This window comes from Micromonospora sp. NPDC005205 (assembly GCF_040608275.1).
GTDB lineage: Bacteria > Actinomycetota > Actinomycetes > Mycobacteriales > Micromonosporaceae > Micromonospora.
Window position 1 is genome coordinate 61313 of sequence record NZ_JBEXHV010000022.1, and the last position, 19036, is coordinate 80348.

Annotated in this window: 19 protein-coding genes; 4 read left to right on the top strand and 15 right to left on the bottom strand. The window is 71.8% G+C overall.

All coding sequences use genetic code 11. The features are described 5' to 3' along the window. Window positions 1-121: 121 nt before the first annotated feature. The 5 genes from ABZU43_RS28740 to truB all read right to left on the bottom strand — a co-directional run bounded on the left by ABZU43_RS28740 (window position 122) and on the right by truB (window position 6561). Window positions 122-1546: a pitrilysin family protein gene (locus tag ABZU43_RS28740; protein WP_355009559.1), complete on the bottom strand. Its 1425-nt coding sequence runs from the start codon at window positions 1544-1546 to the stop codon at window positions 122-124. 47 nt (window positions 1547-1593) lie between these two features. Next, window positions 1594-3975, bottom strand: a complete 2382-nt coding sequence (locus ABZU43_RS28745; RefSeq protein ID WP_355009560.1) for a polyribonucleotide nucleotidyltransferase — start codon at window positions 3973-3975, stop codon at window positions 1594-1596. A 226-nt stretch (window positions 3976-4201) separates the two neighbouring features. Beyond that, window positions 4202-4471, bottom strand: a complete 270-nt coding sequence (gene rpsO / locus ABZU43_RS28750; protein WP_030337594.1) for a 30S ribosomal protein S15 — start codon at window positions 4469-4471, stop codon at window positions 4202-4204. Between the two features lie 199 nt (window positions 4472-4670). Next, window positions 4671-5600, bottom strand: a complete 930-nt coding sequence (locus tag ABZU43_RS28755) for a bifunctional riboflavin kinase/FAD synthetase (RefSeq protein ID WP_355009561.1) — start codon at window positions 5598-5600, stop codon at window positions 4671-4673. 76 nt (window positions 5601-5676) lie between these two features. Next, window positions 5677-6561, bottom strand: a complete 885-nt coding sequence (gene truB, locus ABZU43_RS28760) for a tRNA pseudouridine(55) synthase TruB (protein ID WP_355009562.1) — start codon at window positions 6559-6561, stop codon at window positions 5677-5679. A gap of 200 nt (window positions 6562-6761) precedes the next feature. Here truB and ABZU43_RS28765 point away from each other — a divergent pair, with 200 nt between their 5' ends. Together ABZU43_RS28765 and ABZU43_RS28770 are read left to right on the top strand one after the other, a co-directional pair. Further along, window positions 6762-7064, top strand: a complete 303-nt coding sequence (locus ABZU43_RS28765; protein ID WP_355009563.1) for a hypothetical protein — start codon at window positions 6762-6764, stop codon at window positions 7062-7064. Window positions 7065-7074: 10 nt separating this feature from the next. Continuing rightward, a complete protein-coding gene (locus ABZU43_RS28770) occupies window positions 7075-8073 on the top strand; it encodes a hypothetical protein (protein ID WP_355009564.1) in 999 nt (332 codons plus the stop codon). A 22-nt stretch (window positions 8074-8095) separates the two neighbouring features. Here the strand turns inward: ABZU43_RS28770 and ABZU43_RS28775 are convergent, their stop codons facing one another. From ABZU43_RS28775 to rimP, 10 genes are all read right to left on the bottom strand, one after another. After that, window positions 8096-9421 carry an MATE family efflux transporter gene (locus ABZU43_RS28775; RefSeq protein WP_355009565.1) on the bottom strand — a complete coding sequence of 442 codons (1326 nt, stop codon included), beginning with the start codon at window positions 9419-9421 and terminating at the stop codon, window positions 8096-8098. Between the two features lie 494 nt (window positions 9422-9915). Beyond that, on the bottom strand, window positions 9916-10125 hold the full coding sequence (locus ABZU43_RS28780; RefSeq protein ID WP_181548655.1) for a DUF6186 family protein: 210 nt from the start codon (window positions 10123-10125) through the stop codon (window positions 9916-9918). Further along, window positions 10125-10532 (bottom strand): hypothetical protein, encoded by a 408-nt coding sequence (locus ABZU43_RS28785; RefSeq protein WP_210784728.1) that lies wholly within the window; start codon window positions 10530-10532, stop codon window positions 10125-10127. The genes ABZU43_RS28780 and ABZU43_RS28785 overlap by 1 nt, the downstream gene beginning before the upstream one ends. A gap of 101 nt (window positions 10533-10633) precedes the next feature. Beyond that, window positions 10634-11683: a bifunctional oligoribonuclease/PAP phosphatase NrnA gene (locus ABZU43_RS28790; protein WP_355009566.1), complete on the bottom strand. Its 1050-nt coding sequence runs from the start codon at window positions 11681-11683 to the stop codon at window positions 10634-10636. Next, window positions 11680-12168, bottom strand: coding sequence for a 30S ribosome-binding factor RbfA (gene rbfA / locus ABZU43_RS28795; protein WP_355009567.1), 489 nt, complete (start codon window positions 12166-12168; stop codon window positions 11680-11682). Before rbfA ends, ABZU43_RS28790 begins: the two co-directional genes overlap by 4 nt. A 126-nt stretch (window positions 12169-12294) precedes the next feature. Beyond that, on the bottom strand, window positions 12295-12591 hold the full coding sequence (locus tag ABZU43_RS28800) for a DUF503 domain-containing protein (RefSeq protein ID WP_238671751.1): 297 nt from the start codon (window positions 12589-12591) through the stop codon (window positions 12295-12297). 90 nt (window positions 12592-12681) lie between these two features. Next, the gene (infB, locus tag ABZU43_RS28805; protein ID WP_355009568.1) at window positions 12682-15702 is read right to left on the bottom strand and encodes a translation initiation factor IF-2; all 3021 of its coding nucleotides are present in this window, start codon (window positions 15700-15702) and stop codon (window positions 12682-12684) included. Window positions 15703-15795: 93 nt separating this feature from the next. Beyond that, window positions 15796-16128, bottom strand: coding sequence for a YlxR family protein (locus ABZU43_RS28810; protein WP_355009569.1), 333 nt, complete (start codon window positions 16126-16128; stop codon window positions 15796-15798). Window positions 16129-16144: 16 nt separating this feature from the next. After that, window positions 16145-17188 carry a transcription termination factor NusA gene (nusA, locus tag ABZU43_RS28815; RefSeq protein ID WP_355009570.1) on the bottom strand — a complete coding sequence of 348 codons (1044 nt, stop codon included), beginning with the start codon at window positions 17186-17188 and terminating at the stop codon, window positions 16145-16147. Beyond that, entirely contained in the window at window positions 17185-17874 is a 690-nt protein-coding gene (rimP, locus tag ABZU43_RS28820) for a ribosome maturation factor RimP (RefSeq protein WP_355009571.1), read from the bottom strand. The genes nusA and rimP overlap by 4 nt, the downstream gene beginning before the upstream one ends. A gap of 155 nt (window positions 17875-18029) precedes the next feature. Between rimP and ABZU43_RS28825 the strand changes: the two genes are divergently transcribed. Together ABZU43_RS28825 and ABZU43_RS28830 are read left to right on the top strand one after the other, a co-directional pair. Next, window positions 18030-18557, top strand: a complete 528-nt coding sequence (locus ABZU43_RS28825; protein WP_355009572.1) for a hypothetical protein — start codon at window positions 18030-18032, stop codon at window positions 18555-18557. Further along, window positions 18554-18991 (top strand): ferritin-like domain-containing protein, encoded by a 438-nt coding sequence (locus tag ABZU43_RS28830; RefSeq protein ID WP_030337610.1) that lies wholly within the window; start codon window positions 18554-18556, stop codon window positions 18989-18991. Before ABZU43_RS28825 ends, ABZU43_RS28830 begins: the two co-directional genes overlap by 4 nt. Window positions 18992-19036 lie beyond the last annotated feature (45 nt).

Here is a 19036-nt window from a genome sequence, read left to right on the forward strand (position 1 = left end):
GCCCTTCCGGCCGGATCCGGGGCATCCACCCGCCGGGATGCCACGCGCGAAAGGGCCGCAGCGGAAGGACTCAGACCGCGCAACGGTGGAAGGACTCAGACCGCGCTGGCGACGGAAGGACTCAGACCGCGAAGTCGCCCGCGCCGAAGGGGCCCACCACGGCCAGCGACATCGGCCGGTTGAGCAGCTCGGCGGCGAGCACGTTCACGTCCTCCACTGTGACCTCGTCGACCCGGCGGAGCAGCTCGTCGACAGGCATCAGGTCGCCGTAGAGCAACTCACCCTTGGCCAGACGGCTCATCCGGGAACCGGTGTCCTCCAGGCCGAGCACGAACGAGCCCTTGCTCATCCCCTTGCCCCGGGCCACCTCGGCCTCGGTCAACCCGTCGGCGGCCACCCGGGCCAACTCGGCGCGGGTCAGGGCCAGCACCTCGTCCACCTTGCCCGGCGCGCAGCCGGCGTAGACGGCGAACAGGCCGGTGTCGGCGTACTGGCTGGCGTAGGAGTAGACCGAGTACGCGAGGCCACGCTGCTCGCGGATCTCCTGGAACAGGCGGCTGGACATGCCACCGCCGAGCACGTTGTTGAGCACCCCGAGGGCGAACCGCCGCTCGTCGAGCCGGTCGATGCCGGGGCAGCCGAGGATGACGTGTGCCTGCTCGGTCTCCTTCGGCTCCACCAGTGTGGTCGTCGGCTTGGTGCGTACCGCCGGGGTCGCCGCGCGGTGCGGCGCCGGGCTGGCCGGGTCGCTGTCCAGCGGGGTTCCGCGCACGGCCTGACGGACCATCTTGACCACTGCGGCGTGGTCGAGGTTGCCGGCGGCGGCGATGACGATCTGCGGCGCGGTGTAGCGACCCCGGTAGAAGGTCTGGATCTGCCGCCGGGTCATCGGGGTGACGGTCTCCGAGGTGCCGGAGATCAGCCGGCCCAGCGGGTGATCGCCGTAGACGGCCTGGACGAAGAGGTCGTGCACCTCGTCACCCGGCTCGTCGTCGTGCATGGCGATCTCCTCCAGGATCACGCCACGCTCGGTCTCGACGTCGGCCGGCTCCAACAGCGAGTCCGCTACCAGGTCGCACATCACGTCGATCGCCAGCGGCAGGTCCTCGTCCAGCACGCGGGCGTAGTAGCAGGTGTATTCCTTCGTGGTGAAGGCGTTGGTCTCGCCACCCACCGCCTCGATCTGCGAGGAGATCTCCAGTGCGGTCCGCTTGTGGGTGCCCTTGAAGAGCAGGTGCTCGAGGAAGTGCGCGGCACCGGCCTGGGGGCCGGTCTCGTCACGCGAGCCGACCGCCACCCAGATGCCGAACGACACGCTGCGCATCGCCGGAATCGCCTCGGTGAGGACGCGCAGACCGCTGGGCAGCACGGTACGACGTACCGTGCCGCCCAGCGGGTCGTCGCTGAGCGTCCGGGTCACCGCGCGGGCGGTGCCGCCGGAGCGGCCCGCCCCGGTGTCCCGAACTCGACTCGCTTGGCTGGCCCGCCAGCCGGGGGCCACCCCCCGTCGATCCGGTGGAAACGGCGCGCTGATGGCCCGACTCACGACTTGCTCCCGGTTCGACGAGGGGTGGGTGATGCGTTGTGCGACGGTCAGCTGTGCCGGGTCCGACGGCGCGGACGCTCGCCGCCCTCGCCACCCTCGCCGCCGCCACCCTCGCCGCCGCGCTCCGGGCCACGCCCGCCACGGTCGCCGCCACGCTCACGGTCGCCACGGTCACGCGGAGCCCGGTCGCCCCGGTCCCGACCAGCCGGCCGGTCGCCAGCGGCGGCCTCACCGGCGGCCGGAGCCTCGGTGCCCTCCGGGCGGACCTTGTCGAGGTAGATCTTGCCGCGGGCGTCGATGTCCGCGATCTCGACCTCGACCCGGTCACCGACGTTGAGGAAGTCCTCGACGCGCTCGACCCGCTTGCCGTCGCCCACCTTGGAGATGTGCAGCAGGCCGTCACGGCCCGGCAGGAGCGAGATGAACGCGCCGAACGCGGCGGTCTTGACCACCGTGCCGAGGAAGCGCTCGCCCTGCTTCGGCAGCGTCGGGTTGGCGATCCCGTTGATCCGGTCGACGGCCGCCTGGGCCGACGGGCCGTTGGTGGCGCCGACGTAGATCGTGCCGTCGTCCTCGATGGAGATCTCGGCGCCGGTCTCGTCCTGGATCGCGTTGATGGTCTGACCCTTCGGGCCGATCACCATGCCGATCTTGTCGACCGGGATCTTGACGGTGGTGACCCGCGGCGCGTAGTCCGACATCTCGGCCGGAGCCTCGATCGCGGCCTTCATGACACCGAGGATGACCTGCCGGGCCTCGTTCGCCTGCTGCAGCGCGGCAGCCAGCACGTCCGACGGGATGCCGTTGAGCTTGGTGTCGAGCTGGAGCGCGGTGACGAACTCCGGCGTGCCGGCGACCTTGAAGTCCATGTCACCGAACGCGTCCTCGGCACCGAGGATGTCGGTCAGCGTCACGTACTGGGTCTTGCCGTCCACCTCGTCGGAGATGAGCCCCATCGCGATGCCGGCGACCGGCGCCTTCAGCGGGACACCCGCGGAGAGCAGGCCCAGCGTCGACGCGCAGACCGAACCCATCGAGGTGGAGCCGTTGGAGCTGAGCGCCTCCGACACCTGCCGGATGGCGTACGGGAACTCCTCGCGCGACGGCAGCACCGGGATCAGCGCACGCTCGGCGAGCGCACCGTGGCCGATCTCGCGACGCTTCGGCGAGCCGACCCGGCCGGTCTCACCGGTCGAGTACGGCGGGAAGTTGTAGTTGTGCATGTAGCGCTTGCGGTTCTCGGGGGACAGCGTGTCCACCATCTGCTCCATCCGGAGCATGTTCAGCGTGGTGACGCCCAGGATCTGGGTCTCGCCCCGCTCGAACAGCGCCGAACCGTGCACCCGGGGCAGCACGCCGACCTCGGCGGTGAGCGCCCGGATGTCACGCGGGCCGCGGCCGTCCATGCGGACCTGCTCGCGCAGCACGCGGTTGCGCACCTCGGACTTGGTCAGCGAGCGGAAGGCGGCGCTGAGCTCCTTCTCCCGACCCTCGAACCGAGCGCCCAGCTCCTCGGCGACCCGAGCCTTGACCCGGTCCAGGGCCTCCTCGCGGTCGGCCTTGCCGGCGATGGTAATCGCCTCGGCCACGTCACCGCGAGCGAACTCGGCGACGGCGTCGTAGATGTCGTCCTGGTAGTCCAGGAAGACCGGGAACTCGGTGACCGGCTTGGCGGCGACCTCGGCCAGCTCGCTCTGCGCGCGGCACAGCTCACGGATCGCCGGCTTGGCGGCCTCCAGGCCGCTGGCGACGACCTCCTCGGTCGGGGCGGTGGCACCGGCCGAGATCAGGGCGACGGCGTTCGGGGTGGCCTCGGCCTCGACCATCATGATCGCGACGTCGCCGTCCTCGAGCGTGCGGCCGGCCACGACCATGTCGAAGGTGGCGCGAGCCAGCTCCTCCAGGGTCGGGAAGGCGACCCACTGGCCGTCGATGTGGGCGACGCGGGTCGCCCCGATCGGGCCGGAGAACGGCAGGCCGGAGAGCTTGGTCGACATCGAGGCGGCGTTGATCGCCACGACGTCGTACGGGTGCTGCGGGTCGAGCGCGAGGATGGTCTCGACGACCTGGACCTCGTTGCGCAGGCCCTTCACGAAGGACGGGCGCAGCGGCCGGTCGATCAGGCGGCAGGTGAGGATCGCGTCCTCGCTCGGCCGGCCCTCACGGCGGAAGAACGAGCCGGGGATGCGGCCCGCGGCGTACATCCGCTCCTCGACGTCGACGGTCAGCGGGAAGAAGTCGAACTGCTCCTTCGGGTGCTTACCGGCGGTCGTGGCGGAGAGAACAACCGTCTCGCCCAGCTGGGCGATGACGGAACCGGCGGCCTGGCGAGCCAGCCGACCGGTGGAGAAGGTGATCTCGCGGGTGCCGAAGGACCCGTTGTCGATCACGGCGGTGCGGGATTCGGTGCCGAGTTTGGTCTCGGTCATGTGCTGTCGTGCTCCTTCGCGTCGTGGGCCCACGACATCGGGGAGCTGCTCAGCCGGCCGGTCTTCGATCGAAGCGCCCGGGTGGCCGGCATGATGCCGGGTTCCCGGGGGCCACTACCGGAGACCGGTACGCTGACCGGCTCCCTCTCGGGTGGTCGCGCGGCCCGTGTTTCTTCAGGTGGGACGCGGTACGGGGGAGTAGCCGAGCGGCCACTCCCCCGTCACGTCACCGGCGCAGACCGAGCCGCTCGATGAGCGACCGGTAGCGGGCAATGTCCTTCTTCTGGACGTAGTTGAGCAACCGACGGCGACGGCCGACCAGCAGCAGCAGCCCACGGCGGCTGTGGTGGTCGTGCTTGTGCACCTTCAGGTGCTCGGTCAGCTCGGCGATCCGCTTGGTGAGGACCGCTACCTGGACCTCCGGCGAACCGGTGTCGCCCTCGGCGGTCGCGTACTCCGCGCGGATGCTGGCCTTGGCTTCCTGATCGAGCGCCATGTTCTCCCTGTTTCGATGGGTTGATCAAGTGGGTGTCCGTCGTCCCGATGGACCGGGAACGGACCGGTACCTCGCACCCGCGGCGTCGAGCAGGCACGCGAGGCCCCACGCCGGTCACCCGACGTCCCGGCAAGACTACCAGCACTCGCCGGTAACACCCGGCGAAGGGCCTCGGTGGCGGCCCGGCACCCCGGCACGATCAGGCCAGTACGCGCCGGGTGCGCTCGACGTCCTGATTCATCTGGGCGATCAACGGCTCGATCGAGTCGTACCGGATCTGGCCCCGCAGGTGCGCCACGAAGTCCAGGGCCAGCCGCTCGCCGTACAGGTCGCCGGTGAAGTCCAGCGCGTACGCCTCCACCCGTCGCTCCCGGCCGGAGAAGGTCGGGTTGGTACCCACGGACACCGCCGCCAGCAGCGGCTCGTGCTGACCGCGGCGGATCAGCCGGGCCGCGTACACGCCGTCGGCGGGCACCGCCGCGTACCGGTGGCAGAGCAGGTTGGCGGTGGGGAAGCCCAGCTCCCGGCCCCGCTGGTCGCCGCGGACCACGACGCCCTCCACCCGGTGCGGGCGGCCCAGCGCGCCGGCCGCCGCGCCCACGTCACCCGCGTCGACACACGACCGGATGTACGTGGAGGAGAAGACGGTGCCGGCCTCGGCGACCAGCGGGGCGCCCTCCACGCCGAAGCCGAACGTCTGACCCAGCCGTTCCAACAACGCCACGTCGCCGGCGGCCCGGTGCCCGAAGCGGAAGTTGCCGCCGACCACCACCAAAGCGGCGTGCAGGTGCTCGACCAGGACGTCGTGCACGAACTGTTCGGCCGGCACCCGGGAGAACTCCGGGGTGAACGGCACCACGCAGAGCACGTCCACGCCGAGCGCCTCGATCAGCTCGGCCTTGCGGGCCGGCTCGGTGAGCACCGCCGGGTGCGAACCGGGGCGGACCACCTCGGCCGGGTGCGGGTCGAAGGTGACCACCACCGACTGCACGCCCAACTCGCGGGCCCGGGCCACGGCGTGCCCGATGGTCGCCTGGTGCCCCTTGTGCACACCGTCGAAGACGCCGATGGTGACCACCGAGCGTCCCCATCCGCCAGGCGCCGCGTCGTAGCCCCGCCACCGCTGCATGCCGTTCCTCTCTGCTGTCCCGCCGGCCGGCGGGTCGACACCGCCGGCTGCGGGCCGACGGACCTGCGCTGCGCTGTCAGGCCGGTGCGAGCACGATCTCCGCGCGGGCCCGCCCGTCCCGCTCGCTGACGATAGCGATCAGGCCGCCGGCCGGCCCGAAGACGGCGTACGGCCCGGAGAGGCCGGCCGGGTCCAACGGCCCACCGTGGGCGAGCACCCGGGCCTCGTCCGGCGTGGCCTCCCGGCGCGCGAAGAACCGGTCGGCCGCCGCGTCCAGTGGCAGGTTCACCACGTCCGGAGCGCGCTGTTCCAGCTCGTCGAGGGTCGCCGCCTCGGCGAGGGTGAAGCCGCCCACCGCGGTGCGCCGCAGTGCCGTGAGGTGCCCGCCGACGCCGAGCGCCAGGCCGGCGTCCCGGGCGATGGCCCGGATGTACGTGCCGGAGGAGCAGGTCACGTCCACGTCCACGTCCACCACGTCCGGCTCGGTGCGACGGATCGCCAGCACCTCCAACCGGGAGATGGTGACCCGCCGCGCCGGCAGCTCGACGCTCTCCCCGTCGCGGACCCGCTTGTACGCCCGCTGCCCGTCGATCTTGATGGCGCTGACCGCGCTCGGCACCTGGTCGACCTCGCCGCTCAGTCCGGCCAGCGCCGAGGAGATCGCGTCGTCGGTGACCTGCCCGGCCGGCACGGTGGCGGTCACGTCGCCCTCGGCGTCGTCGGTGACTGTGGTCTGGCCGAGCCGGATCGTGCCGGTGTAGCTCTTGCCCGCGCCGATCACGTAGGTCAGCAGCCGGGTGGCCCGGCCGACACCGATCACCAGCACGCCGGTCGCCATCGGGTCGAGGGTGCCGCCGTGCCCGACCCTCCGGGTCTTCGCCAGTCGGCGGATGCGCGCCACCACGTCGTGCGACGTCATGCCGCCGGGCTTGTCGACCACGATCAGACCATCGGTGCTCACGTCGGCCAAGCCTGCCAGATGGCCCGTACTCCGCGGGGCGTGGGCACGCCCCGCGTGACCCGAGCCTCTGCCAACGCGTCCTGAGTCGTTTTGTGGGGACAGGGCGTCCATCTGGCGGAATGTCGGGCGGGGCAACCGACCGACCGTCGTGATGCAAAGATCATCCGCCCGCTGCCGTCGCCCCGAGATCAGGACCGCCGATGACCTCCGACCGACCTCCGGGCCACGAGCACCGCGCCCGGGTCGACCTGCCGCAGTGGATGCGGCAGCCGACGCCGCAGCGTCGTACCCCGATGCGCTACGTCGATGACCTGATCGAGGGTTGGCCGGCGCTGCGGGCCGCCCGCCGGGCGGTGTGGCGCTGGCGCGGCCGGACCCGGTGGAGCGAGTCGCATCCGCACATCGTCGCCGTGCTGTCGTTCGTCGTGGCCGCCGTCCTCGGCACCGCCCTGGTGACCGGTGCCTACTACCTGCTCGCGCTGGCCACCAGCGGCGAATACTGACGGAGGAAGCGTGGAGAACACCCCGCCGGCGGACCCGGTCGACCCGCCACCGCCGTCCACCGCGGTAGCGCAGGTCAACCCGGTCCAGCTACCGGAGTGGTTGCGGTCACCGCAGGTCGAGCACCAGCCCACCGGGTGGGACCGGGTCCGCTTCTTCTCGGCCCGGCACAACGGCGCGCTGCTGCTCGGCCTCGGGCTGGTGCTGGCACTGCTGATGGTCGTCGGCGGGGTGGTCCTGGTCGGCCGGATCGCGGATGACGTCCAGGCCTCCACCTCGGCGAGCCCCACCCCGAGCCCCACCCCGCCGGTCAGCAGGGTCGGCGAGCCCCGGGACCTCTTCGCCGGGTCGCCGGCGGCCGCCTTCGCGCCGGGCGAGGAGGCCGTGCGGATGCCGGCGGCCAAGGCCACCGGGCCGTTCACCGCTGCCCAGGTGCGAACCGCGTTGGAGTCGGTGCGCAGAGCGTTGATCCAGAGCCGGCTCGACACCTCGATGTTCATGGGTGATCCAGAGCCGTTCCTCGCACTGCTCGCCGCGGACGCCCGCGAGCAGCTCCGGCCGGACTTCGCCAGCAATAGCTTCCTGCGGTACGCGACCCGGATGGCGTCGCCGTCGCAGTGGAAGCCCGGCGCGCGAGCCGCGGGCCGGATCAGTTACCGGGCCACCACCGAGGAGAAGGGGATCCGACTGCTGGAGGTTTCCACGGAGTTCGTGTGGGCGTACCCGTTCAACGTGGACCCGCGGGCACCTGCCGGTGCCGCTGTGGTGGCGGTCCGCGACCGGGTGGTCTGGCAGATGCCGCACCCGGACGACGTGCAGGCATCCTCCAAGGGCCTGTGGCTCGGTTCAGCGGAGGCCATCACCTGGAACGCGGACTGCGGTCAACTGCGGGACGGCTGGATCCGAGAGCAGTACTGGTTGGCTGCCCTGCACGGGAAGCGGATACCCGCGGGCGACCCGGGCACGATCTTCGACCTCGACGCGCCCGCGCCGACCACCACGCGCTGCTGACAGGTGGGCCCCGGCGACCCGGTCAGCGGACCGCGCCGGTCACCGCCCACCTGCCGTTGCGCAGTCGCAGCAACAGGGCGACCAGCCGGATTACCACGAACACTGCGAGCCCGGCCCAGATGCCGCCCAGCCCGAGATTGAGCGCGTACGCCAGCCAGATGGCCGGCAGGAAGCCGCCGAGCGCCGCCACGATGGTGAGGTTACGCAGGTAACGTACGTCGCCGGCGCCGATCAGCACGCCGTCGAGGGCGAACACCACCCCGGCCAGCGGCAGCATGACGACGAACCACGGCCAGGCCACCATGGCCTGCTCGCGTACCCCGGCATCGGAGCTGAACCACGACGGCACCACGCCCGCGCCGGCGGCGACGAGCAGCGCGAAGCCCACGCCGCAGACGCCGCCGAGCAGCCCGACCCGGCGGGCGAGCGCCCGCGCACCCGCGTCGTCGCCAGCGCCGAGCGCGGCACCGACCAGGGACTGCGCGGCGATGGCGAGGGCGTCGAGGACCAGGGCGGTGAAGAACCAGAGTTGCAGGGCGATCTGGTGGGCACCGACGGCGGCGGCGCCGAAGCGGGCGGCGACGGCGGTCGCGGACAGGAAGCTGGCCTGGAACGCCAGCCCACGGATCAGCAGGTCCCTGCTGAGCACCAGTTGCTGGCGGATCACGCGGGGTTGAGGGCGCAGCGACACCCGTTCACCGACCAGGGCGGCGGCGAAGAGCATTCCGCAGAGCGTCTGCGCGACGACGTTCGCCACGGCCGAGCCGACCAGACCCAACCCGCCGGGATAGACCAGCAGCGGGCAGAGCAGCGCGGAGAGCAGGTTGGGGCCGAGCACGAAGTACAGGGGGCGGCGAGTGTCCTGCACGCCGCGCAGCCAGCCGTTGCCGGCGGCGGCGAGGAGCAGGCCGGGAGCGCCGAGGGCCGCGATCCGCAACCAATGGGCGGCGGCGTCGGCGACCTCGCCACCACCACCGGCGAGGGTACGGGCGAGCGCGCCCCCGCCAAACTGCATGCCGATCGCGATCAGCAGACCGACACCGAGCGCCAACCAGGACGACTGGACGCCCTCGGCGACGGCGGCAGCCCGGTCACCCGCGCCGAAGCGGCGGGCCGTGCGTCCGGTGGTGCCGTAGGCGACCACTGTGCCGACCCAGGCGGTGAGCGTCATGACAGTGCCGCCGACGGCGAGCGCGGCGAGCGGCACCCGGCCGAGGTGACCGACCACTGCGGTGTCGACCAGCACGTAGAGCGGCTCGGCGGCGAGCACCACGAGGGCCGGCAGGGCGAGCGCGGCGATCCGCCGAGGCGAGGCGGGTTGGTGGGCGGTGGTGGCGGTCTGGCTCATCGCGGCCGATCCTGGCACGGCTGCGGTAAGGATCGCAATCCCGCCGACTACTTACCTCCGCCGGTGCGCCCGGAGCTGGCCGAATCTCCCGCCCGCACCGATCTGAGGATCACCGTCGGCGGGGTCGGATCACTGGCGGGTGTCCATCGACGTCTGCAGTGCGCGGCGGGCCTGCTCGCGGGCGTCGTCGGTGGTGGTCTCAGGCTTGGGCTTGTTCGGCATGGTGGCGCTCCTCTTCCCAGGGCGTGAGCCGCCGACACGCGGCGGCCCTCACGGGCGGTCCTGCTGAGCGCCCCACGGCGGTCCGGGGTTACCGGAGCAGCCGACTGGGCAGCGTGAGCCCGGGTCGATCCGACCCTGGAGGGAGGCAGCGCGGGGTGTGGCACCACCGCCCATGACCTGCACCGCCAGGCGGCACCGGCCTTCTCCCAAGTTATCGTTCAGGTCCACATACTGCTTACGGTTCCCGCCATTTGGACGGTCGGCAACCCGGCTCAGCGGGCCAGGAAGTGCCAGCCCAGCCACCACCAGAACCCGAACAGACCGATCCGGCCCACCGGCACCGAACCGACCTCGTAGCGCATCACGTAGGCACAGACCTCGCCAAGGGTGGGGATCCGCGACCCCTCCCGCCGGGCCATCCACTCGACCACCGCGAAGAGGATCAGCGCGGCGAGGAAGCCGCCGATCGCGAGCGCGCGCATCATCGCCGCACCAGCCCCCAGAAGGCGGCCAACCAGGCGAACCAGGCTGCCGACCTGGTCAGTTGATCCTCCAGAAGAGGGTCGGCCAGCCGGGAGAAGGTGGGGAAGTCATCGCCGGCGGCCAGCACGAAGGTCACGCCCTCGAAGACCCCGAAGACCACCACCGGCACCGCCCACCAGGCCGCTCCCGCGCCCAGTCGGCGCGGCGCCGGCCGGCGGGGCACCCGGTTGCTCAGACCGAGCCAGATCAGCACCCCACCCGTCCCGAGGGTGAACAGATTCGCCTCGGTCGAGAAGGACGCGAACCGGCCACCGACGAGCGAGAGGCAGACGAGGACGGGAACGGAGACGGCGGGCCGGTCCCAGGCGCGGGGGGCCTCCACGGTGAGGTCGTGCGGCTGCTCCATCCCGCAATTCTTCCCGGTATCACGGAAGGCGGGAAGACCAACACTCCCCGGAGCTGACCCTGATCTTCGAGACCGGCAGATCGATGGCGGCCGAAGGCGCGTCAGCCGGTAAGCGCAGCGTCCAGCTGACCGCGGATCGACTCGACCACCTGCTCGACGGTGCCCCGACCGGTGAACCCGGCCGCGAACGTGTGCCCACCACCACCCAGCGCCACCGCGACCCGACTGACGTCCACAGCGCCCTTGCTGCGCATCGACACCGCCCACTCGGCCGGCCTGGTCTGCTTCACCACACAGCTCACATCCGCCTCGGCGGTGCAGCGCACGGAGTCGATCAGCGCCTCCAGCACGTACGGCTGCTGGTCGTGCCGGGCCAGGTCATCGAGGGTGGCGAAGGTCCAGACCAGACCCCGACCTCCGGCGGCGGCCGGCTCCAGTCGAGCCCGGCCGAGCACCTCGCCAAAGAGGCGGACCGCGCCGAAGGGCCGCGTGTCGAAGACCTGCCGGGAAATGTCACCCGGTGAGATCCCGGTCGCCAGCAGTCGGGCGGCCATCTCGTGCACCGCCGGAGTGGTCGCCGCGAACCGGAAGGAACCGGTGTCAGTGGTCAGCGCCACGTAGAGGCACTCGGCGATGGCCGGATCCACCACCACCCCGAGCCGGGCCAGCAGTTGCTCGACCACGACAGAGGTGGCCGCAGCCCCCGGGTCGACCAGGTTGACGGTGCCGAAACCGGGGTTGGAGGCGTGGTGGTCGAGCACCAACGCCGCACCCGCCGACGGCAACCGCCCGGCCAACTCGCCGAGACGCGACTCGCTCGCCGCGTCGAAGCAGATCACCAGATCGGGCGCCGGGTCGGCGGCGTCCGCCGGGACCAGCAGGTCCAGACCCGGCAACCCTCGGAACGGCTCCGGCACCTCCGGCGGCCCGGGAAAGGTCGCCTGCACGTCGCGTACGCCGAGCTGCCGCAGGCCCAGACCGAAGCCGAGCATGCTGCCCAGCGCGTCGCCGTCCGGATTGATGTGGCAGATCAGCAGCACCCGGGCGGTCGGCGGGAGAGCCCGCACCAACGCCTCGGCCTCGGCCCACGCCGCCTCGGTCGGGCCGAGCCCGGTCGAGGCGACGAACGCTGCGCTGGCGGTGCTGGTCACCGCGCTTCCCCACCCCGCGGGGTCTCCTTGACGTCGGCCTCGTCGGCCTCGTCCGTCTCATCGTCCTCGTCATCCACCCGGTACGGCTGGGCCTCGCCCGCGTACTTCGCCTGGGCGGCGAGCCGCTGCACCTCTGCGTCGGCGTTGCGGGCGGCGGCGAGCAGGTCGTCGATGTGCTTGACCTGGTCCTGTACGTCGTCGAGGACGAACGCGAGCGTCGGCGAGTGGCGCAGCCCGAGCGCCTTGCCGACAGTGCTGCGCAGCATCCCCTTGGCGCTCTCCAGCGCCGCGGCGGTGTCCGCCTGGGCCACCGAGTCCCCGAGCACCGTGTAGAACACCGTCGCGTCACGCAGGTCAGCGGTAATCCGGGCGTCGGTGATGGTGATCATCCCGAGCCGCGGGTCCTTGATCTGGCTCCGCACCACCGACGCGACCAGCTCACGCACCCGTTCCGCGTGCCGGCGTACCTTGGCCGGATCAGACATCTCGCCACCTCCACGGCGTCCTGCTTCCGGTCGACCCGGCGACCCGGAGGCCGCCGGCCGACCGGCCAACATCTCGAACATTACCTTCGGGGCCGCTCCGGTCGCCCGGCACAGCCGGCACCATGGTCAGTCGTCGTCCGCACCGTAGAGCCGGCGTCGAACCGACAGCAACTCGACCTCGGGGCGATTGGCCACCAGGCGCTCACAGGAGTCGAGCACCTCGCGGACGTGCGCCGTCTCGGCGGCCACCACGGCCACCGCCAGTTGCGCTCGACCATGCAGGTCGAGCGCACCCACCTCGGCGGCCGACACCTCGAAGCGGCGCAGCGCCGCCACGATCGGCCGTACATATGATCTCTTGGCTTTGAGCGACCTGGAGTCGCCCGGCAGCAGCAGGTCGAAGACCGCGGTTCCGGTGAACATCGCCCCGGACGATACCGCCAACCCGCCCCGCATGATCAAGGGGTTTACGCCGAGTGGCGTAAACCCCTTGATCAGCGTGTCACTGCCGGCTCAGGCGCGAACCTTCTCCCGCATCTCGAAGGTCTCGATGACGTCGCCGACCTGGACGTTGTTGTAACCACCCAGGGTCAGACCGCACTCGAAGCCCTCGCGGACCTCGGTGGCGTCGTCCTTGAACCGCTTGAGCGAGGTGATCGTGAGGTTGTCCGCCACGACCGCCCCGTCCCGAAGCAGTCGAGCCTTCGCGTTGCGTCGGATGATGCCCGACCGGACGATGCAACCGGAGATGTTGCCGATCTTGGACGAGCGGAAGACATCGCGGATCTCCGCGCTGCCCAGCTCGGCCTCCTCGTACTCCGGCTTGAGCAGGCCCTTGAGCGCTGCCTCGATCTCTTCGATGGCCTGGTAGATGACGGTGTAGTACCGGATCTCCACGCCCTCGCGGTCGGCCATCTCACGGACCTTGTTCGAGGCCCGCACGTTGAAGCCGATGATCGTGACCGGCTCGGACGAGGCGCTCGCGAGCATGACGTTGCTCTCGGTGATCGCGCCGACGCCCCGGTCGAGGACCTTGAGCTGGACCTCCTCGGGGATGTCGAGGTTGAACAGCGCGTCCTCCAAGGCCTCCACCGAACCGGAGACATCGCCCTTGAGGATGAGGTTGAGCGAGGTCTTCTCGCCCTCCTTGAGCTGCTCCATGAGCGTCTCAAGAGTGGCCCGGCCACGGGAGTTGGCGAAGGACGCCGCCCGCCGCCGTGCCTGCCGCTGCTCGGCGATCTGCCGCACCGTGCGGTCGTCCGCCGCGGCGAGGAACGTGTCACCCGCACCGGGCGGCGCGGTCAGACCCAGAACCATCACCGGACGCGCCGGACCAGCCTCGGAAAGCTGGTTGCCGTTCTCGTCGAGCATGGCCCGAACCCGGCCGTGCGCTCCACCGGCGACGATCGAGTCGCCCGCCCGCAGGGTGCCCTTCTGCACCAGCACCGTCGCCACCGCACCGCGGCCCTTGTCCAGGTGCGCCTCGATGGCCACACCCTGCGCCGGCCCGTCGATCGGAGCGGTCAGCTCCAGCGACGCGTCGGCGGTCAGCAGGACGGCCTCGAGCAGTTCCTCGATGCCGATGCCCGGCTTGGCTGCCACGTTGACGAACATGGTCTCGCCGCCGTACTCCTCAGCGACCAGGCCGTACTCGGTCAGCTGCTGGCGGACCTTGTCCGGGTTGGCGTCCGGCTTGTCGACCTTGTTGACCGCGACCACGATCGGCACGTCGGCCGCCTTGGCGTGGTTCAACGCCTCGATGGTCTGCGGCATCACGCCGTCGTCGGCCGCGACGACCAGGATCACGATGTCCGTGACCTGGGCACCACGGGCACGCATGGCGGTGAACGCCTCGTGACCCGGGGTGTCGATGAACGTGACCGCCCGGTCCTCGCCCTCGTGCGGGACGTGGACCTGGTACGCACCGATGTGCTGGGTGATGCCACCCGCCTCACCGGCCACGACGTTCGCCTTACGGATGGCGTCGAGCAGCTTGGTCTTACCGTGGTCGACGTGACCCATGACGGTCACCACCGGCGCACGGCTGACCAGACGCTCCTCGGCCACCTCCGCGTCGAGGTCGATGTTGAACTGCGCGAGCAGCTCGCGGTCCTCGTCCTCCGGGCTGACGATCTGGATGTCGAAGCCCAGGTGCTCACCCAGCAGGTGCAGGGTGTCGTCAGAACAGGACTGGGTCGCGGTCACCATCTCGCCCAGGTTGAACATCTCCTGGACCAGCGAACCCGGGTTGGCGTTGATCTTGTCGGCGAAGTCCGACAGCGAGGCCCCACGGGAGAGCCGGACGATCTGACCCTGACCCCGGGGAGCACCCGAGCTCATGGTCGGAGCCGACAGGTTGTCGAACTCCTGTCTGCGCTGCTTCTTGGACTTGCGACCGCGCGTCGGCCGACCACCCGGACGCCCGAAGGCACCCGCGGCGCCGCCGCCACGGCCACGACCGCCCGCACCCGGACGACCGCCGCCACCGGCCGGACCACCCGGACGGAAACCGCCACCGGGAGCACCGCCACCGCCGCCGGGGCCGCCACGGTAGCCACCGCCACCGCCGGCACCCGCGCCGCCACCAGGGCCGCCGCGGTAACCGCCACCGCCACCGGCGCCACCGCCGGGACCGCCACGGAAACCACCGCCACCGCCACCGGGACGACCGGCGCCACCGCCACCGGGGCGACCAGCGCCACCGGGGCCGGGACGACCAGCAGCCGGGCGCTGGCTCGGCATGGACGCCGGGCTGGGCCGCGGCGGCATGGAGTTCGGGCTCGGCCGCGGCGGCATGCCCGCCGGGGTGTTGGGCCGAGGGCCACCCGCACCGGCGGCCGGGGGCCGTTGCTGCTGGCCACCCTGGATGCCGAACGGGTTGTTACCGGCGCCACGCGCCGGCGGACGACCGCCGGGGCGGGCACCCGGACCCGGAGCCGGCGTGCTCGGACGAGCTGCCGGGGAACCGGGACGGGGCGGCATCGCCGCGGGACCGGGCCGAGGGCCGGGACGGTTACCGCCGTCGGCCGGAGGCTCCCGGCGAACGGGGTTGTCCCGCTGCTGCTGGCGGGCGGCCTGCGCGGCCTTGACAGCGGCCTCCTGCTCAGCCTTCAGCGCGGCGGCACGCGCCTCCGCGGCCGCCACCTCGATGTCGTGGGCACTCGCCGGCTTGGCGACCGGGGTCGCCGACTGCGGGGCACCGGGAACCGGACCCTTGGGCTTGGGACCGGGTGCCGGCGCGGCCGGCCGCCGAGGCGGCATCGGCTTGGCCGAGACCCGGGGCGCGCCCGGGGCCGGGGTTGGCGTCGGGGTCGGGTTTGAAGCCGGCGTCGACGCGGGCGCCGACGGGGCGGCCGGAGCCGGGGCTCCGGCGGACGCGACGAATGCGTTACGCAGCCGCCGGGCGACGGGCGCCTCGACGGTGCTGGACGCGGACTTCACGAACTCGCCCATTTCCTTCAACTTGGCGAGAACGGTCTTACTCTCGACCCCGAGCTCTTTTGCAAGCTCGTGAACGCGGGCCTTGCCTGCCACTGCACTCCTCACTCCGAGGTCGTGCGGGCAGCACCCGCAGCGACCTCACTCGTGCACTTGAAGCCTGGTCATTTCAGGGACTTCATCGTGTGCTCATGTCGGTCGTCCTACCCTGCTAGCGACCCTCGCCCGGTCGGGCTGACCGGACGTAGTGGTTGGCGCATCGACGTGCTCCGCCAGCGCACCGTGGTCGAGGACCTCGGTGCTGCGCAGCGCACGCCCGAAGGCGCGGCGCCGCACCGCCAGCGCGAAGCAGGCCGGATCCGGGTGCATGTTCGCTCCCCGACCCGGCAGCCTGCGGCGCGGATCAGGCCGGAGGCTGTGACCAACCTCGTCCCTGACCGCGACAACCCGCAGCAATTCGCTGGCCGGCGCACGTTGCCGGCAACCCACACAGGTGCGCTCCGGCAGCGCGCGTCGTACCACTGGAGGAAGTCTACCCCTAGCTGCCCGAGATCGCTCCGCCCGGCTCCCGCACATGATCGGACACCCCACGCGTGGCCGGTGCGGTCTGCTCCGCATCGGACCGAATGTCGATCCGCCAACCGGTCAATCGGGCTGCGAGTCGGGCATTCTGCCCCTCCCGACCGATGGCGAGCGAGAGCTGGAAGTCGGGAACTGTCACCCGGGCGGCGCGGTTGGCCAGGTCGACCACCTCGACCCGCAGCGCCTTGGCCGGCGACAACGCGTTGCCGACGAAGGTGCCCGGGTCGTCCGACCAGTCGATGATGTCGATCTTCTCACCGTGCAGCTCGCTCATCACGGCACGCACCCGCTGACCCATCGGGCCGATGCAGGCGCCCTTGGCGTTCACCCCGGGGGTGGTGGAGCGGACGGCGATCTTCGTGCGATGGCCCGCCTCACGGGCGATCGCACCGATCTCGACGGTGCCGTCGGCGATCTCCGGCACCTCCAGCGCGAAGAGCTTCTTGACCAGAGCCGGGTGCGACCGGGACAGGGTGATCTGCGGACCGCGCATGCCCTTGGCCACGTGCACCACGACGCAGCGAACCCGCTCGCCGTGCGCGTACCGCTCGCCGGGCACCTGCTCGGACTGCGGCAGCACGCCCTCCAGCTTGCCCAGGTCGACGCTGACGATGCCCTTCTCGGTACGCGTCTCGTGCGCCTGCACCACGCCGGTGACCAGGTCACCCTCACGGCCGACGTACTCACCGAAGTGCACCTCGTCGGTGGCCTCCCGCAACCGCTGGAGAATCACCTGCTTGGCGGTCATGGCGGCGATCCGGCCGAAGTCGTGCGGGGTGTCGTCCCACTCCCGCACCAGGCTGCCGTCGGCATCCATCTCCTGGGCGTACACCAGGGCGGCGCCCGACCTGCGGTCGATCTCCACCCGTGCGTACGGTTCGGCCCCGTCGGTGTGCCGGTAAGCGGTCAGCAACGCGGTCTCGATCGCCGCGAGAATCGTGTCGAACGGGATCTCCCGCTCGCGCTCGAGTGCGCGCAGCGCCGCGAGGTCGATGTTCACCTCTCCTCGTCCTCCACATCATCTTCGTCGTCGATGTCGTCTGAATCGTCGAACTCGTCGGAATCGTCCGCGTCGTCGATCTCGTCCTCCGGCTCGCCGAGCTCGGCGAGCCGGGTGAACTCGACCTGCACACGGCCGGGGCCCAGCTGGGCGTACGCCCAGGCGGCGCGGCCGTCGTCGGTCTCCAGGTGCACGCCCTCGTCGTCGGCCGCGACCACCCGGCCGGTCAGCTGACGGTCACCGGCGGGCTGTTCGCCGCGCTGGCCGGGCAGCGTGGCCGCGCCCCGGGCGGTGACCTTCACCAGTCGGCCCACGTTGCGCCGCCAGTGACGGGGCAGGGTGAGCGGCCGGTCGACGCCGGGCGAGCTGACTTCCAGTTGGTACTCGCCGGCGACGATGTCGCCACCGGTCTCCTCGGCGGCGTCCAGCGCGGCCGAGACCTTGCGGGAGACGTCCGCGACGGCGTCCAGGTCGATCCCGCCGTCGGTGTCCACCATCACGCGCACCACGTGCCGGCGGCCGGCCCGGGAGACCGACAGGTCCTCCAGGTCGTAGCCGGCGTCGTTGACCACTGGCTCGATCACGGCCCGCAGTCGGTCCCGCCGCGCGGCGAGGTCACCGCCGCGGGGGCCCGCAGCACCGCGGGGCTGACCCGTCGGCCTGGTGGCACGGCCACGCTGCGTCATCTCCGCACCCTTTCCCTGGTCGACGGGGATCGGTGTTCCCGCCATGCCGGCACGCCACCGGAGTGGACACGCCGGTGGTTGCGCAGAGCGTAACGCGCCTGCCGGGCGGCGGACCGGGCGGCGCACCGACGCCGGTGACCCCCGGAGCGGCACGGATGGTGTTGACTTGCCCGGTGGGGATCGGCAGAACGACACAGCGCGACCAATCATCCGGACATTCCCGGCGAAAGCTCCTGAGCGCCGGGGCGTTGCTGGTGCTCGGCGGTGCCGTGACGCCGCTGACCGGCTGTGATCTTTTCGACCGCGACGACCAACCGGCCCCACCGCCCGACCCGCTGCGGCCGATGGTGGACGAGTCACTCGCGCTGGCCGCCGCGTACCGGGCGACCGCGACCGCCCACCCCGAGCTCGCCGACCGGCTCAACCCGATCGCCGAGACGCACACCGCGCACGCCACCGAGCTGGCCCGGGTGATCGGCGTGACAGTGCCGTCGGCGGCCCCCGCCACCCCGACCACCGCCCCGGCCGCCGATCCGAACGGCGCGCGCGCCGCCCTGCGGGCGCTGGAGAAGACCGCCCAGCAGTCCGCCGCCGCCGCCTGCGCCGCTGCGCCCGCGGAGCGGGCGGCGCTGCTCGGGTCGATAGTCGCCGCCCGGGCAACCCACCAGGAGGCACTGGAGTGAGGCAGCCGTCCGCCGGGGAGGCACTCGCCTCCGCCCTGTCCGCCGAGTACGCGGCCATCTACGCCTACGGACGGATCGGTGTCCGGCTCAGCGGAGCGGCGCGGGACGCGGCGCGCCAGGCGGAGGCCGCGCATCGACGCCGGCGCGACGCGCTGGTCGTGCAGCTCACCACAGCCGGCGGCGTCGTCCCGCCGGACCGCGCCGGGTACGCCCTGCCGTTCCCGGTCACCGACCGGGCCAGCGCCCTGCGGCTCGCCGCCGAGGTGGAGGAGCGCACGGCCGCGCACTGGCGGGCCGCCCTGGCATCCACCACCGGCGCCGACCGGGACCAGGCGTTGGCCGCCCTGGTCGAGTACGCCGTGCGGGCCACCCGGTGGCGGAAGACGGCCGGGCTGACCCCGCTGACTGTCCCGTTTCCCGGTCGTCCGACCTGAACCCGTCCACTCCGGTTGCGGTACGCATACCAGGTATGCATACTC

Excerpts from the sequence above, each read along its gene's own strand:
- ABZU43_RS28745 (WP_355009560.1), bottom strand. The coding sequence starts at position 3,975 with ATGACCGAGACCAAACTCGGCACCGAATCCCGCACCGCCGTGATCGAC.
- rpsO (WP_030337594.1), bottom strand. The coding sequence starts at position 4,471 with ATGGCGCTCGATCAGGAAGCCAAGGCCAGCATCCGCGCGGAGTACGCG.
- ABZU43_RS28755 (WP_355009561.1), bottom strand. The coding sequence starts at position 5,600 with ATGCAGCGGTGGCGGGGCTACGACGCGGCGCCTGGCGGATGGGGACGC.
- ABZU43_RS28765 (WP_355009563.1), top strand. The coding sequence starts at position 6,762 with ATGACCTCCGACCGACCTCCGGGCCACGAGCACCGCGCCCGGGTCGAC.
- ABZU43_RS28775 (WP_355009565.1), bottom strand. The coding sequence starts at position 9,421 with ATGAGCCAGACCGCCACCACCGCCCACCAACCCGCCTCGCCTCGGCGG.
- ABZU43_RS28780 (WP_181548655.1), bottom strand. The coding sequence starts at position 10,125 with ATGCGCGCGCTCGCGATCGGCGGCTTCCTCGCCGCGCTGATCCTCTTC.
- ABZU43_RS28785 (WP_210784728.1), bottom strand. The coding sequence starts at position 10,532 with ATGGAGCAGCCGCACGACCTCACCGTGGAGGCCCCCCGCGCCTGGGAC.
- rbfA (WP_355009567.1), bottom strand. The coding sequence starts at position 12,168 with ATGTCTGATCCGGCCAAGGTACGCCGGCACGCGGAACGGGTGCGTGAG.
- ABZU43_RS28800 (WP_238671751.1), bottom strand. The coding sequence starts at position 12,591 with ATGTTCACCGGAACCGCGGTCTTCGACCTGCTGCTGCCGGGCGACTCC.
- rimP (WP_355009571.1), bottom strand. The coding sequence starts at position 17,874 with ATGACGCAGCGTGGCCGTGCCACCAGGCCGACGGGTCAGCCCCGCGGT.
- ABZU43_RS28825 (WP_355009572.1), top strand. The coding sequence starts at position 18,030 with ATGGTGTTGACTTGCCCGGTGGGGATCGGCAGAACGACACAGCGCGAC.